Origin of the sequence: Nocardiopsis sp. NPDC058631, assembly GCF_042716955.1 — a bacterium.
Taxonomy (GTDB): Bacteria; Actinomycetota; Actinomycetes; order Streptosporangiales; family Streptosporangiaceae; genus Nocardiopsis.
The window spans coordinates 1-14,800 of sequence record NZ_JBHXQY010000129.1 but is presented as its reverse complement, the minus strand read 5'-3'; the positions used below and the strand labels follow the sequence as shown (position 1 = coordinate 14,800).

The following is a 14,800-nucleotide window of genomic DNA, read 5'->3' as shown; positions in this document are numbered from 1 at the left end:
GGTTCGGGCGCCCGAACCCGCTACGAGTACACGACCACGAGGAAAGGCGCGGGGCTGCCGCGACCGCGTCACCTCCCGTTCCCGGCACCCGGTCACCGTCGGCCTCAGAGGGCCATCACGGCGACGATCCCCGCGTAGACGGCGATCAGCAGCACGCCCTCGAAACCGATCCGGCCCCACCCCCGTGCCTGGCGGACGATGAGCCCGGCGAGGAGCACCACCGTCATCAGCAGTGCGCCGGAGGTGAGGAACAGTTCGTCGGCGCCCGCGAAGTGGTACAGGGACCCCGACCGGTAGAAGACGTCCCCCACCGCCAGGTTGAGGACGTCCAGGCTGTTGCCTCCGATGATCGCCGCCACCGCCAGCGTCATCGCCCCGCGCCGGACGGCCGCGATCGCCGCGACCGTCTCGGGCAGGGCGTTGACCGCACCCATCGCGATCGCGCCCACCAGGCCCGCGCTGAGACCGGTGGAATCCACGATGACGGCGGCGGCCTCGGCCAGGGCCCACCCGCCCACCGCCACGAGGGTGCCGACCAGGGCGAACGACACCCACAGGGAAGCCGTGTCCCCTGTCGGCTCATCCGCGGGGGCGTCCGGTCCCGGCGCGTCCGGTCCCGGGGCTTCCGCGGAACCGCCGCCGGCGCCTCCCCCGGCGCCGGCGGGCACGTCCACCACCGTCTCGCGCGTGCGCACGGCACGCCACATCGGATGTGCGCCCTCGTGGTTGATCAGCCGTAGCCCTCCCGCGTAGAAGGCGACGAGCACGACCGACGCCGGGTGCACCCCCAGCACCGTCACGTCGGGGCCGAAGCCGGACATCAGGACCAGGGACAGCATTCCGATCAGCAGGCAGCAGAAGAGCAGGTTCGCCGACGAGGCGGCCGCGTGCTCCAGGTTCGCGCGGCGGTGGAAGAAGTCGGCGACCGCCAGCGCGAGGGTCTGCGCGGCGATCCCCCCGACAGCGTTGCCGTAGGCGAGCCCCGGCTGGTCGGCCGCGGCGCTCACCGCCGTCATCACGATCCCCGACAGGGACGTGGCCAGGCCGAAGAAGACCGCACCGAAGACCGCCTCCCCCCACCCCGTGCGGTCCGCGAGCACGTCCCCGAGCGTGGCCATCCGGACGCTGGCCACCACGGTCACCGCGGCCACCAGGACGAAGACGCCGACGCTCCACGCCAGTGGCCACGGCGGGGCCATTGCTTCCACCATGTGCGTTCCCTCCCCGTATCGGTGCACGGACCCCTGGCTACCCGTCGAGGGGCGTCCCAATCGGGTCCCGCGTCCGCCCGGACCCGCCCCGGGGAGGGAATCGGTCCTTTTGTGCAGGTCAGCGCAGGAAGCGGTCCGGGGTGAGAGGTAGGTCTCTGATCCGGACGCCGGTGGCGTGGTGGGCGGCGTTCGCGATGGCCGCGGCCGTACCGACGATGCCGATCTCCCCCGCGCCCCGTGATCCCAGCGGTCCCGCGTGCGGATCGTCGCCCTCCAGCCAGTCGGCCTCCAGCCCGGCCACGTCCGCGTGCGCGGCGATGTGATAGCCGGCCAGGTCGCCGTTGACCACGTGGCCGAACGCGGGATCGACCACGCTCTGTTCGTGCAGCGCCATCGACAGGCCCATGACCATCCCCCCGAGGAGTTGTGAGCGCGCCATGCGCGGGTTGACGACCCTGCCGACCGAGAACAGGCCCAGCATGCGCGGGACCCTGATCTCCCCCGTGTCGGCGTGGATCCGGACCTCCGTGAAGTGCGCACCGAACGAGAACTGGGCGTAGCCGGGCGTCGCGGTGTCCTCGGGTGTGGTCCCGCGGGCGCGGGCGCCGGGCACGGGGGCGTCGCCGTGCTCGTCCCGGAACGCCCGGGCCGCGGCGACGACGGCCGCCCCCCAGGAGGTGGTTCCACTGGAGCCGCCGGCGACGGAGGCCTCCGGCAGGTCGGTGTCGCCGATCGCGACGAGGACCTCCCGCAGAGGGCGCCCCAGCGCGTCCGCGGCGATCTGGGTGAGGACCGTCAGAGCTCCGGTACCGATGTCGGCGGCGCCGATGGCCACCCGGTAGAGGTGGTCCTCGCCGTACCGGACCTCGGCCACCGACCCCGGGTTCACCAGGTGCGGATAGACGGCGGAGGCGACGCCGGTGCCCACCAGCCAGTCGCCCTCGCGACGGGTTCCCGGGGCGGGGTCGCGTCCGGCCCAGCCGAAGCGCTCGGCGCCCTCGCGCAGGCACCGGACGAGCGCCCGGTCCGACCAGGGCTCCCCCGTCTCCGGATGGGCCGGGGGTTCGTTGCGCAGGCGCAGCTCCACCGGGTCCACGCCGCACGCCTGGGCCAGTTCGTCCATGGCCGACTCCAGCGCGTACATCCCCGGCGCCTCGCCCGGGGCGCGCATCCAGAACGGGATGGGCACGTCCAGCGGCGCCAGCCGGTGCGACGTGCGGCGGTGGGGGGCGGCGTACATCATCCGGGAGCACACCGCGCTCTGCTCGGCGAACTCCTTGACCTTCGAGGTCTGCTCCACGACCTCGTGCACGACGGCCTCCAGGCGGCCGTCGAGGTCGGCGCCGAGCCGCAGTCTCTGGATGGTGGGCGTCCGGTAGCCGACCAGGCTGAACATCTGCCGGCGGGTCAGCGCGAACCTGACCGGCCTTCCCGGCACGGCTCGGGCCGCCATGGCGGCGAGGACGTTGTGGGCGTGGGCCGAGCCCTTGGACCCGAAACCTCCCCCGACGTGCGGGGCGATCACCCTGACGTGCTCCGGGGCGAGTCCGAACACCCCGGCGATCGTGCGCCGGACGGGATGGGCGCCCTGGGTGGAGTCGTGGAGCGTGAGGCGGCCGGACCCCTCGTCCCACAGTGCCACGGTGGTGTGCGGCTCCATGGGGTTGTTGTGCTCCATGGGGGTCTGGTACGTCCGGTCCACGACGACGGCGGCGCGGGCGAGTGCGGCGTCGGGGTCGCCGTGCTCGGTGTCCGTGTCGGGATCGGCGTTGACCCCGTCGGGCCGGTACAGGAGCGGGTGGTCGGCGGTCAGCGTCACGTCGTGCGGGACCGCGTCGTAGGAGACACGCACCAGTCCGGCCGCCTCGCGGGCCGTCTCCGGGGTGTCGGCGAGCACGGCCGCCACGAACTGGCCCCGGAAGGCCACCTCGTCGGTCTGGAGGACGGCGAACTCCCGGTCCTCGGTGTCGGCGAGCCTTTCGGCGTTGGCGGGTGTCAGGACGGCGCGCACCCCCGCGAGCGCCTCCGCGCGCGCGGTGTCCACCTCCGTGACGCGGCCCCGGGCGACGGTGGACAGGACCGGGCCCAGGTACAGCGGGTCGGTGAAGGCGTACTCGTCGGCGTAGGGCGCCAGCCCGGTGACCTTGGCCTCGGCCTCCAGCCGGGTCAGCGGCCGGCCGACGGCGGGGGTGGCCGGCGGGGTGGTCATCGTGCCTCCTCGGCGGCGAGGCCGCGCAGCGTGGACGCGAGCGTGTTGACGGCCATGGGGACCTTGAAGGCGTTGTCACGGCCGGTTCGGGCGTCGGCGAGTTCGGCACGGGCGGCGTCGCGGAACGCCTCCTCCGTCGCCGGCCCGCCGAGCAGCGCCTCCTCCGCCCGGTGGGCACGCCAGGGCACGTGCGCCAGCCCTCCGAAGGCGATGCGCACGTCGACGACCGTGCCGTCCACGACGTCGAGCACGGCCGCCACGGACACCAGCGCGAACGCGTAGGAGGCCCGGTCGCGCACCTTGCGGTAGGCCGACCGCGCGGCCGCGGGCAGGTGGGGCAGGTCGACCGCGGTGACCAGGTCGCCGTGTTCGAGGACGGTGTCGTGTTCGGGTTCGCTGCCGGGGAGCCGGTGCAGGCCGGGGATGGGCACGACGCGCTCTCCCCCGTGTCCGAGCACGTGCGCCTCGGCGCCCAGCGCGGCGAGCGCCACCGCCATGTCGGAGGGGTGGGTCGCCACGCAGGAGTCGGAGGCGCCGAGGACCGCGTTGTCGCGGCCGTGCCCCTCCTTCGCCGGGCATCCCGTGCCGGGTTCGCGCTTGTTGCAGGGTGTGGTGGTGTCCTGGAAGTACGGGCAGCGCGTGCGCTGGAAGAGGTTGCCTCCCGTGGTGGCGGCGTTGCGCAGCTGCCCCGAGGCGCCGGACAGCAGGGCGGCGGAGAGGACCGGGTAGCGGCGGCGGACCGCGGGGTGGGCGGCCAGGTCGCTGTTGGGGACGGCGGCCCCGATCCGGAGCCGGCCGTCGGGAAGTTCCTCGACCCGGTCGCCGAGCACTCCGCGCACGTCCACGAGCCGGGTGGGCGAGGCGACTCCGAGCTTCATGTGGTCGACCAGGTTGGTGCCGCCCGCGAGGTAGGCGGCGCCGCGGTCGGCGGCGACCAGGGCGACGGCGGCCGAGGGCCCGTCGGGGCGCGTGTAGTCGAAGGGCCTCACCGTGCGAACTCCCGGATCGCGGCGACGATGTTGGTGTAGGCGCCGCAGCGGCACAGGTTGCCGCTCATGCGTTCGCGGATCTCCTCGTCGTCCAGCCGCACCGGGCCGTCGAGGTCCGCGGTCACGTGGCTGGGCCAGTCGGCGGCGGCCTCCTGCAGCATGCCCACCGCCGAGCAGACCTGCCCGGGGGTGCAGTAGCCGCACTGGAACCCGTCGTGGTCGACGAAGGCGCGGGCCACGGGGTGCAGTCCTGCCCCGTCGGCGTCCCCGCGTCCCAGGCCGGCGGCGGTGGTGACGTCGCCCCCGTCGTGCGCGACCGCGAGGGCCAGGCAGGACAGGACGCGGCGGCCGTCCAGGAGGACGGTGCACGCTCCGCACTGGCCGTGGTCGCAGCCCTTCTTGGGCGAGGTCACCTCCAACCGGTCGCGCAGGGCGTCCAACAGTGTGGTGCGGGTGTCGACGGTGAGTTGGCGCTCCTCACCGTCGACGCGCAGGGTGATCGTGGCGTCCACCGGATGTGCCTCCCCCTCGTTCAGCTCTCGTCACAGTGTGTGACATGAGGGTGGCTCGGTGAAGCCGCCACGTCGGGGCGCGGGGTGCGGGATCGGGCCCGGCCCGACCGCGCCGACGCGGGTCGGGGCGGGTCGGGGCGGGGACGGACCGGGTCCGCGGGAGGGGTACCGGTCAGAGGACCGTTCCGGGAACGGCCACGCTGATCTTCCCGGAGTAGCCGTCCGCGGCGTGGAGCCTGCCCTCGTCCCACAGGGCGGGGCTGGCGAAGTGCGTCAGCACCAGGTGGCGCGCGTCGGCCTCCGCGGCGAGTTCGCCCGCCAGCCGCGCGGTCAGGTGCCCGTGGCCGTGCAGGGCCTGCTCGTCGGCCTCCAGGTAGGTGGCCTCGCACACGAACAGGTCCGCGTCGCGCGCCGCCTCCACCACCGGCTCGCAGTAGCCGGTGTCCGAGGAGAACGCCACCGTGCGCCCGCCGGGGGCCTCGAAGCGCAGCGCCGCCGAGGGCACGCTGTGGTGCGCGGCGTAGGACCGGAACGTCACACCGTCCACCGTGTGGACGGTCGTCCCGTCGCGCGGCATCTCCCGCAGGTCCCACGACTGCGCGATGGGGCTGTTCATCGTCGGCAGGGTCGGGATGCCGAACACCGCGTCGAACGCCTTCAGCCTTTCCCGCTCCCCCTCGGGGAAGAACAGCGGGACCCTCGGCAGCACCTCGGGGAACGTCCACCGGTACGCCCACGCCATCAGGTCGAGGCTGTGGTCGGCGTGCATGTGGGTGACCACGATGCCGCGCAGGTCCGCCAGATCGTGGCGGGCGCAGTACGCCAGGAGGGATCCGGGCCCGGCGTCGACCAGCACCACCCCGGTCTCCGTGCGGAGCAGGTAGCTGGAGGCGGGCCCCTCCCTGGTGGGCGCGGTCGCGTTGGATCCGAGGATCTCCAGTTCGAGCATGCGTGTTCCTCTCGTGGCCGTGGCCCGGTCCGCGGAGGCGGTCGGGCCGGGGGAAGGGTTCAGGCGTCGGGGGTCAGCAGGGTCGCGCCGCCGGGAACGACCGCCAGGTGCACCGACCGGCCGATGCGCGCGTCCGGGGGGACGCGTACGCCCAGGCTCCGGTCGCCGGCGCGCACGGTCAGGTGCACCGCGTCGCCGCCGAACTCCGAGTGGGTCACCTCGGCCTCCAGCACCTCCTCGCCGGGGCCGTCGGCCAGGGTGAAGCTGTCGTGGCGCAGCAGCAGGCGCTCCGTCCCGTGACCGGTCGGGCGCACCGCGAGGTCGCGGACGGGCACGCGCCACCTGCCGCCGAGGGCCACGACGTGGTCGTGGTCGCGGTCCACGTCCAACAGGACCGCGTTGGCCAGGAAGTCCGCGACGAACGCGTCGGCCGGGTCGTCCCACAGCCGCTGCGGGGTGTCGAACTGGACCAGCCGGCCCTCCCGGAGCAGGGCGATCCTCGAACCCAGCGACAGAGCCTCCTTCTGGTCGTGGGTGACGACCAGGGTCGCGCACCCGGTTTCGGCCAGCATCGACGACAGCTCCCGGCGGAGTCCGCCGCGCAGCTGCGGGTCGAGGGCGGCGAGGGGCTCGTCCAGCAGCAGCACGTCGGGTTCGATGGCCAGCGCCCGTGCGAGGGCCACCCGCTGGCGCTGTCCGCCGGAGAGCTGGTCGGGTCGCCGGTCGGCGAGTTCCGTCAGCCGGGTGAGCTCCAGCATCGCCCGAACCCGGGCCTCCCTGCGGGCGGTCGGCGCGCGGCGGGCCCTGAGCCCGTAGCCGATGTTGGCCGCCACGCTCATGTGCGGGAAGAGGGCGTAGTTCTGCGGGACCAGGCCGATGCCGCGCCGGGCCGGGTCGAGACCGGTGACGTCGCGCCCGGCGAGGGTCACCGTGCCGCCGTGCACCGGGACCAGGCCCGCGACGGCACGCAGGGTGGTGCTCTTGCCGCACCCGGACGGGCCGATGACGGCGACGGTCTCGGCCGGCGCGACGTCGATGCTGATGCCCTCGGCGGCGACGGTGGCTCCGTAGCGCACGGTGAGCGCGTCCACGGAGAGACCGGACCCTGTGGCGGGGGCCGGTGCGGCGGTCTGGGTACTCACGGGGTCCTCCTCGGGGCCCAGCGGCGAGCCAGGACGATGGCGGTCAGCACGGGAGCCACGAAGGCGATGAAGATCATCGACTGCGCGGAGGCGAGTTCGAGGCGCTGGGTGGAGTAGGCGTCGAACAGCGCGAAGGGCGCGGTCGGCGTGGCGGGCGGGTTGATGAAGAAGCTGATGTTGAACTCACCGAAGGACAGCGCGAACACCATGGTCACCGCCTGGGTGACGGCGACCAGGCAGGCCGGGACGGTGATGGTGCTCAGCACCCGGACCGGCCGGGCGCCGAGGCTGCGCGCGACTCCCTCGTTGGCGCGCAGTTCGTCGTCGGCGAGCGCGGGGACGAGGGCCGCCAGGGTGAACGGCAGGGTGAAGACGAGGTGTCCCAGGACGAGGAGCAGCCCGCTGGGGCGCAGGAAAGGGTAGGTGCCCACGAGCGCGACGCTGAGCGCGATGCCGGGGACGGCCAGGGGCACGTTCACGAGGTAACCGGTCAGCCGGGTCAGCGCGGACGGGAACCGGGCCACCCACCAGGCGAGGGGGCCTCCGACCGCCAGGTTGAGGAGCACGACCAGGACGGCGACGGCCAGGCTGCGCCCGATGACGGGTGCGAGCGGCGGCCACGCGTAGGCGAACCAGTCCAGGGTGGCCCCGCCGCCCCAGGGACCCTGGGAGAAGTCGGCGCTGGTGGCCGCGACCAGGGTGGCCAGAATCGGAACGGCCACGAAGGCACAGGTCAGGCGAGTGATGAGGCGTGTCATGACGCCACCGCCTTCCGGGCGAACCGGGACAGCAGTCGGCCCAGGACCAGCGCGAGGACGGCCATGGCCGCGAGCGTCACGGCGAGGGTGGAGGACGCGGCGAGCCGGTACCCGGTGGTCAGCTCGTTCACGACGTTCAACGGGAGCAGGCGTACGCCCTCGGAGAGGGTGGCCACCGTGCCGTAGCCGCCCAGGGCCACCGCGACGGCGGTGCCGGCGGTCTCGATGACGGCGGGCAGCAGCAGGGGAAGGGTGACGGTGAGGAACACCCTGGCGCGGGACGCGCCCAGGGTGCGGGCGCTCTCGGTCAGGACGGGGTCGAGTGTGGCGGCGGCGCCCCGGAGCGGGCCGAGGACGCGCGGGAGCGAGAAGTAGACGTAGGCGACGAGGAGGCCGGGAAAGGTGTAGGCGAGTCCGGAGAACCCCTCCCAGGCCAGGCCGAGGAGGCCGGTACGTCCGGTCAGGATGATCGCGAAGAAGCCGATGATGATGCCGGGCAGTGCGATGGGCAGGGTGAGCAGGGCGTCGGCGGTGGCGCTGCCGCGCCCCTCGCGGTCCTCGCGTGCCTGGCGCAGGACCACGGGGACCGCAACCGCGAGGGTGAACAGCACCGATCCCCCCGCGATGAGGACGGAGTTGCCCAGCGCCTCGCGGACCGAGTCCGAGGCCAGCGCCCGCTGGTAGTGCTCCAGTGTCGGGCCGCCGTCGGCCGGTGCCCGGCCCGCGCCCAGGGAGTTCACGACCATGACCGCGACGGGGTAGACGCTGAACAGGAGGATGAGGGCGAGGGCCGGGAGGGCCGCGACCCACCCCGGCGGGGCGGCGGTGCGGACGCGGCTCGGCTGACGGGTCGGCACTAGAAGCCGACCTCGTCCAGGTACAGGTCGATGAACTCCTGCTGCTGTGCGCCCTGTTCGACGTAGTCGATGGTGACCGCCCGCTCGTAGTCCTCGGGCGGGAGCACCTTGTCGGCGAGCTCGGCGGGCATCTCGCCGGTCACCGGGCGCATGTACCCGGCGGCGAAGAGGTCCTGGCCCTGCTCGGAGAAGTAGAAGTCGAGCAGCCGCCTGCCGTTGTCCTCGTGGGGGGCGCCGTCGACCAGGCCGACGATGTAGGGGATCTGGAGCGAGCCCTCCTCGGGGATGACGACGGAGACGTCGGTGCCCTCGTCGCGCAGCTTGTAGCCGTTGAAGTCGGTGTCGACGAGGATGGGGATCTCACCCTGCGCGACCTTGGCCGTGGCGGTCTGCGCTGAGGTGCTGGCGCCGTTCTCCTTCAGCGCTTCGAGGTAGTCCAGTCCCGGCCCCCAGTCGTCGAGGGAGCCGCCCAGGGCGAGGTTGACGGCGGTCGCGGCGGAGTAGCCGACGGCGGCCTGGGTGGGGTCGAGGTAGCCGACCTTGTCCTCGTAGACGGGGTCGAGGAGGTCCTCCCAGCTCGTGGGAACCGGCGCACCGTCCAGGTGGTCCTCGTTGACGATGAGGGCGATGGCGCCGGTGTGGACGGTGGTCCAGGCGCCGTCGGGGTCCTTGAGCTCCTCGGGGACGTCCTCCGACCCCTCCGGGACGTGGTTCTGGAGGACGCCCGCGCCCACGAGCTGCTCGGCGAAGGCGATGCCGGTGTAGGCGACGTCGGCGACGGGCGAGCCCTGCTCGGCCTGGAGCGCCGCGAGGGCCTGCCCGGAGTTCTTCGGGTCGTTGGGGGCCTCCACGCCGGTCTCCTCGGTGAACGCCCGGAGGACCTCGCCGTAGTTGCCCCACTCGGTCGGGGAGTTGTAGGTGATGACGATCTCGCCGTTGCCGGAGGCGCTGCCCGCGGGCGGCTCCACGTTTGCGCAGGAGACCAGTGAGGCGGTGGCGACGGTGGCGACGACGCCCGCTGCCACCGTGCGTCGGCGGGTTCGGGACATGGGGGTCTCCGTTGGTTGTCAGGCGGTCCCGGAAGGGCCCGGGAGCGGGGTGGAGGCACCCCGTTGATTAAACGATTCACCAATGAGTTGACCTGCTGTGTCGTGGTCCGTGTCCTGGAGGAGAACACTGTCGGAACCAGGAACGACACGAGCACGCTCCCACCGGTCCCCGCCGAACGCCAAGGGCCGCGGCGTCGCCCCCGGCAGCCGGGCGCCGGGCGGCGACGTGCACGCGGCGCGGGGTCCGCGGGGCCGGGCCGGGGCCACCGTCGGCGGGACCGCGGCGTCGCCCCCGGAGCGGTGTCCGGTCCGCGGCGGGTCCGCCGCGTCGGGATAATCGTCTGAGCCCCGTCGTGGGGCACCCGGAGGGAGGCACATGTCCAGTCCCCGCAAGCGTGCGACGCTGCGCGACGTCGCGGCACGAGCCGGGGTCTCCGTCGCCCAGGCGAGCTTCGCCCTGAACGGCACCGGGCGGGTCGCCCCCGGGACGGTGGAGCGGGTGCGCGCGGCGGCGTCCGACCTCGACTACCAGGCCGACGGCAGGGCCCGTGCCCTGCGCACCGGCAAGCGGTCGGCGTACGGGGTGATCATCCGCAACATGCGCAACCCCTTCTTCCTGGACGTGCTGCGCGGCATGGAGGTCCAGGCCCACGAGGAGGGCGCCTTCCTCCTCATCATGAGCTCGGACTACGACGTCGCGCGCGAGGCCGCCGCGCTCCGCAGGCTCACCGCGGAGGCGGTCGGCGGAATCGCGATCACCCCGATCGGGCGCCGGGGCCCGCTGTCGGCCTGGCTGACGAACCGCACCGACATCCCGGTCGTGGCGTTCAACTGCACCCCGGAGCTGTCGGCTCCCGGAGGCGCCCCGCGGGTGCCCACGGTGGGACCGGACGACGGCGCCGCCGTCGCGCTGGCGCTGGGGCACCTGCGCGAGCGCGGCCACCGTCGGGCGACGCTGGTCATGGCGCCGCGGGAGCTGGCCGCCGACTGGGGCCGGGAGGAGGAGTTCGTGCGCCTGTGCGCCGACTGGGGCTTGGACGGGACCGTGGTGCGGTGCCCGCTGGACCACGCCAGCGTGGCGCGGATGGCCGCCGAGCGGATCTCCGCCCCCGGGCACGACGCGCTGATCGTCAACTCCGACTACCTGGGCACCGCCGTCTACGACGCGGCGCGGTCACTGGGACTGCGGGTGGGCCGTGACGTCAGCGTGGTCGGCCACGACAACCTGCCCACGTCCGCCCTGCTGGACCCGGGCCTGACGACGGTGGGCCTGGACCGTGAGCTGTTGGGGCGCAGTGTCATGGACTTGCTGCTCCGCCCCCAGGACGAGTCGGTGCGGCTGCCGGTGACGCTGGCCGTGCGCGGATCAGTGGCGGTCCTGCCCGGCTGACCGGCGCTGCCCGGGCAAGGCCACCGGACGGTCCCGACGGCGTCACGGGTGGGGAGCGTGGTCGGGATGCTCCTCCGGTTCCCGGGGAGTGATGTTGTGGTTGACGCGGAAGACGTTCGCCGGATCGAACTCCGCCTTGAGCGCCCGGAGCCGGCGGTGGTCCTCGTCCGAGTACGCGGCGCGCACGGCGTCCCTCCCGTGGCCGGCGCCGAGGAAGTTCAGGACGGTGCCCTGGTCCACTCCGCGGAAGAGCCTGCGCGCCCCGGTGTGGCGGCGGGCGGTCGCGGTGGGCCCCTCCTCGTCCACCGGGGAACCGAGGAAGACGGTGAAGTGCGCGTTGCGGCCCGCGACGACGTTGGGCGTGGACGGGGCCCGGTGGTAGGCCCCGGAGTGGTGGCGGAGCTCGACCATCATCGGGTCGCGCGCGTCGGGGCCCGCCAGGCGCAGGACCGCCCGGAGTTCGGCCTCGCCGAGCGGGCCCGTGAAGAACCCCGACTCACAGACCGAGTACGGGGCGACGGGCTCGTGGTGCACCGACCCGATGTCCGTATAAGCCCTGCGCCGCAGGGTGTCGAGCAGGACCGGGCCGACCCGGCGCAAGGGGGCGAGGAGCTGCTCCGCCTCGGTGTCCGAGCCGAAGTGGGCCACGCGGAGGTGGGCCGTGCGGCGCCCGCGCAGCGCGGGGGCGACCCCCTCCGTGTCCGGGTACGTCGAGAGGAGGATCGACGTGGCGAGGGCCTCCGGGGCGCTGCGCGTCCATGAGGCGTAGGTTCGGAGCAGGTCGGGAACCCTCTCCCCCGGGAAGTAGAGCCCCCCGCCGTAGAACGAGGTGACGGCGAACAGGCCGACCTCGATCCCGGTGACCACTCCGAGGTTCCCCTTGCTTCCGAGCAGGCCCCGGAACAGCTCCGGTTCCCGCTCCGGACCGATCCCGCGGACCCTCGCGTCAGCGGTGACGACCTCGACGGCGCTCACGTGGTCCGCGGCGTAGCCGTACTGCCGGCCGAGCATGCCGACGCCCCCGCCCAGCACGTAGCCGACGGTTCCCACCTCGGGGCTGGACCCGTTCAGCGGGGCGAGGCCGTGCGCCGCGGTCCGGGGGATGACGTCCTTCCACCGTGTGCCCGCCCCCAGCCGGGCCGTGCGCCGGACGGGGTCCACGTCGACGGTGTCGAGTCTGCGCGTGGTGATCAGGACACCGTCGGCCGGAGCGGACATCCCGTGCCCGGTCGACTGCACGCAGACGCTCAAGGAGTGGTCGCAGGCGTAGGCGACCGCGCGGGCCACGTCGGAGGAGGTGCGTGCGCCGACCACCAGTCGCGGCCGGTGCTCCACGGTGTGGTTGAGAGTCGCGAACTCCTCTGCGTAGCCTGGGTCTCCTGGTACGAACACCGGGCACGGCCAGCGCATCACGCAGGCCCTCCCCCGGCTCGTAGGGGCCTCGCCGCGCCGCCGCGACGGCCTCGGACTGCTCCGACGGAAAGGCGGGTGGGTGCACGGTGCGTGACGACCGCTCCGCGGTACCGGATCATCGGCTCTCTTCTCATGGCGGAGAAACTATCCGCGCCGCGGAGGGCCGTCTTGTAGGAAACGGACATCCCCGCCCCGTCACCCCGCCGACCGTCCCCTCGGAGGCGGCACGGTACCGGGAGACCAGGATCACCGACGGCTCGTCGCCCTTCGTGTGCGTGTGGAACCACCGGGTCGGGCCCGGGCCGCAGCGGGTCGTACCCGACAACCACGCGGACTTCATCGTCAGCTCCACGGGGCTCGCCTGGCTGGTCGGACCCGCGACCTCGGCCGACCTGCCCGAGTTCGAGCCGGGGACGGTGCTGAACGGGCTGCGGATCCACACCGCCTGTCTGCGCCCCGTCACGGGGGTCGGCGGGGTCGAACTCCGGGACCGGAAGGTGGCGGTCGACGACCTCCTCCCCGCACGGAGGGCGAGACGGCTCGTCGAACTCCTCCGAACCGCCGACGTGCGGCCCTCGGACCTTCACGCCCTGTGGCCGGACGTGGAGGTCGACGCCCGTGTGAGGGAGGCCGTGCGCCTGCTGTCGGAGGGCGGTCCCCGCGGTGTCGACGCCGTGGCGGGCGAGGTGTCGCTGACGCCGCGCCACCTCCGCCGCCTGACGGAACGCGAGACCGGGCTCTCACCCAAGGTCATCCAGCAGGTCGGGCGCCTCCAGCGGGCGCTGCGCCTGATGCGCGCGGACGGCCCGCGGGCGCTCGCCGACGTGGCCGCCTCGGTCGGCTACGCCGACCAGTCCCATCTCACGCACGAGGTTCGCCGGTTCACCGGGCGCACGCCGCGCTCCTGTCTCGGCCCCGGGGCCGAGGAGCGGTAGGGGCCGGCCCCGGCCGGCGCGGGCCCGCCGGGGCGGACACTCAGGGCGTGCGCCCGGTGAGGGCGATCAGGCGCTCCTGGACCGTGGCCTCGGGCCCGACCGGCACGGGCGCGTCGAACACCTGGCCAGGCCCCAGATCCTGGTCGGAGGCCCAGGCGTGGAGCTCCTTGGCCAGGTCCGGGTCGACGGACTCGTCCGCGCCGAGGGCGCGGGCCAGGTCCCAGGCGTGCACCGTCAGGTCGAAGGTCATCTGCCAGAGGTAGACCTCGGCGGGAACCTCGCCGAAGGACAGGTGGACCGTGCTCTCCAGGGAGGACGGGGCGAGCCACGCCGTGCGGGCCTCGCGGGAGACGACAGCCCAGGTGGCGGCGGGTTCCTCGCCGAGGTTGTCGCCGTCGAAGCGGTCGCCGACCTCCTCGATCCGCGCACCGCCGAGCAGGGGCGGCACCCACAGCTGTTCGGTGGTCAGGTGGTTGACCAGGTCGTGGACGTCCCAGTCCGCGCACGGCGTGGGCAGGGCCCAGTCGGTGAGCGTGACCGCCCGGACCCGGCGGTCGAACTCCTCCATCGCGGTGCCGTGCAGGTCGATCAGGCGTGCCATGTGTGTCCTCGGGGTCGGATGCGTGCTCTGCCCGGGTCACCTACCCGGTGACGGGGCGCGTCGAACCCGCCTTCCGGCGGAGCCGCGGGCCGCCGGTCCGCAACGGTCCGGGACCGTCGTCTCCGTCGGGTCCCCCGTTCGACCCGCGGCAGGCGGCCCGGGCGAGGGCGAGCGCGCAGCAGTCCTCGATGAGGGCGCCGATCCACGGGGGGCGTCCGCTGTCGGTCCACCACCGCCGCCACTGCTCCCCCGCGAGCGCCCCGAGGGGCGCCACGGCGGCCGCGAGCACTGCGCTCACGACGACCGGCCGCGCGCGGGCCCGCGCCAGTACAACGCCCCCGGCGCCCGCACTGGCGGAGCGGGCCAGCAGGTTCGGCCAGGAGAGCCGGCTGGGGGCGGCGGGGGCCTTGTCGGCGGTGAACTCCCCGACCACGCCCGCTACGAGGAGCACCCGTCTCCGGCCGGACGAGGCGGCCCACAGGGGCGCGGCGGTCCCGAGCGTGGAGCGTGACCCCGCCGCCAGGCCGAGCATCACGGTACCGGCCGCGTGCGTTCGCATGGTGCCCATGTCCCTCCTCCGGCCGTGACCGCCCCGCGCGGTCCCGTACCCCGATTATCCAGCGGCGACGCGGAAGCGGAGCGGACGCGCAACGAGCGGCGCGGCGCACCACGCGCACCGCGTGGGTGAACCGTTGACAACGAACACTTAACTTCGGTGTTGAAAGCGCTTTCCTTTCTTGTTGCACGGGCCCGCCCACCCACGGCAGGTCTCCCCCTTGCGTCCA

Annotated in this window: 14 protein-coding genes; 2 read left to right on the top strand and 12 right to left on the bottom strand. The window is 73.8% G+C overall.

The annotated features are described in order from the left end of the window. Positions 1-104 precede the first annotated feature (104 nt). The 9 genes from ACFWTE_RS27560 to ACFWTE_RS27520 all read right to left on the bottom strand — a co-directional run bounded on the left by ACFWTE_RS27560 (position 105) and on the right by ACFWTE_RS27520 (position 9,676). Positions 105-1,211 (bottom strand): sodium:calcium antiporter, encoded by a 1,107-nt coding sequence (locus ACFWTE_RS27560; protein ID WP_378782830.1) that lies wholly within the window; start codon positions 1,209-1,211, stop codon positions 105-107. Positions 1,212-1,329: 118 nt separating this feature from the next. Beyond that, positions 1,330-3,420: a xanthine dehydrogenase family protein molybdopterin-binding subunit gene (locus ACFWTE_RS27555; protein WP_378782829.1), complete on the bottom strand. Its 2,091-nt coding sequence runs from the start codon at positions 3,418-3,420 to the stop codon at positions 1,330-1,332. After that, positions 3,417-4,409, bottom strand: a complete 993-nt coding sequence (locus ACFWTE_RS27550) for an FAD binding domain-containing protein (RefSeq protein ID WP_378782828.1) — start codon at positions 4,407-4,409, stop codon at positions 3,417-3,419. The genes ACFWTE_RS27555 and ACFWTE_RS27550 overlap by 4 nt, the downstream gene beginning before the upstream one ends. Beyond that, on the bottom strand, positions 4,406-4,921 hold the full coding sequence (locus ACFWTE_RS27545) for a 2Fe-2S iron-sulfur cluster-binding protein (RefSeq protein WP_378782827.1): 516 nt from the start codon (positions 4,919-4,921) through the stop codon (positions 4,406-4,408). Before ACFWTE_RS27545 ends, ACFWTE_RS27550 begins: the two co-directional genes overlap by 4 nt. A 172-nt stretch (positions 4,922-5,093) precedes the next feature. Then, positions 5,094-5,870, bottom strand: coding sequence for an MBL fold metallo-hydrolase (locus tag ACFWTE_RS27540; RefSeq protein WP_378782826.1), 777 nt, complete (start codon positions 5,868-5,870; stop codon positions 5,094-5,096). A 59-nt stretch (positions 5,871-5,929) separates the two neighbouring features. Then, positions 5,930-7,012: an ABC transporter ATP-binding protein gene (locus ACFWTE_RS27535; protein ID WP_378782825.1), complete on the bottom strand. Its 1,083-nt coding sequence runs from the start codon at positions 7,010-7,012 to the stop codon at positions 5,930-5,932. Continuing rightward, positions 7,009-7,770: an ABC transporter permease gene (locus ACFWTE_RS27530; protein WP_378782824.1), complete on the bottom strand. Its 762-nt coding sequence runs from the start codon at positions 7,768-7,770 to the stop codon at positions 7,009-7,011. Before ACFWTE_RS27530 ends, ACFWTE_RS27535 begins: the two co-directional genes overlap by 4 nt. Then, positions 7,767-8,627: an ABC transporter permease subunit gene (locus ACFWTE_RS27525; protein ID WP_378782823.1), complete on the bottom strand. Its 861-nt coding sequence runs from the start codon at positions 8,625-8,627 to the stop codon at positions 7,767-7,769. The genes ACFWTE_RS27530 and ACFWTE_RS27525 overlap by 4 nt, the downstream gene beginning before the upstream one ends. Next, positions 8,627-9,676 carry an extracellular solute-binding protein gene (locus ACFWTE_RS27520; protein WP_378782822.1) on the bottom strand — a complete coding sequence of 350 codons (1,050 nt, stop codon included), beginning with the start codon at positions 9,674-9,676 and terminating at the stop codon, positions 8,627-8,629. The genes ACFWTE_RS27525 and ACFWTE_RS27520 overlap by 1 nt, the downstream gene beginning before the upstream one ends. A 376-nt stretch (positions 9,677-10,052) precedes the next feature. On the opposite strand from ACFWTE_RS27520, the gene ACFWTE_RS27515 reads away from it, so the two are divergent. Further along, a complete protein-coding gene (locus tag ACFWTE_RS27515; protein WP_378782821.1) occupies positions 10,053-11,066 on the top strand; it encodes a LacI family DNA-binding transcriptional regulator in 1,014 nt (337 codons plus the stop codon). Positions 11,067-11,108: 42 nt separating this feature from the next. Here the strand turns inward: ACFWTE_RS27515 and ACFWTE_RS27510 are convergent, their stop codons facing one another. Beyond that, positions 11,109-12,476 (bottom strand): FAD-binding oxidoreductase, encoded by a 1,368-nt coding sequence (locus ACFWTE_RS27510; protein ID WP_378782831.1) that lies wholly within the window; start codon positions 12,474-12,476, stop codon positions 11,109-11,111. 89 nt (positions 12,477-12,565) lie between these two features. Between ACFWTE_RS27510 and ACFWTE_RS27505 the strand changes: the two genes are divergently transcribed. After that, on the top strand, positions 12,566-13,414 hold the full coding sequence (locus ACFWTE_RS27505) for a helix-turn-helix transcriptional regulator (RefSeq protein WP_378782820.1): 849 nt from the start codon (positions 12,566-12,568) through the stop codon (positions 13,412-13,414). 40 nt (positions 13,415-13,454) lie between these two features. Here ACFWTE_RS27505 and ACFWTE_RS27500 read toward each other — a convergent pair whose 3' ends face one another. Together ACFWTE_RS27500 and ACFWTE_RS27495 are read right to left on the bottom strand one after the other, a co-directional pair. Continuing rightward, entirely contained in the window at positions 13,455-14,015 is a 561-nt protein-coding gene (locus ACFWTE_RS27500; RefSeq protein ID WP_378782819.1) for a TIGR03086 family metal-binding protein, read from the bottom strand. A 40-nt stretch (positions 14,016-14,055) separates the two neighbouring features. Beyond that, the gene (locus ACFWTE_RS27495; protein ID WP_378782818.1) at positions 14,056-14,583 is read right to left on the bottom strand and encodes a hypothetical protein; all 528 of its coding nucleotides are present in this window, start codon (positions 14,581-14,583) and stop codon (positions 14,056-14,058) included. Positions 14,584-14,800 lie beyond the last annotated feature (217 nt).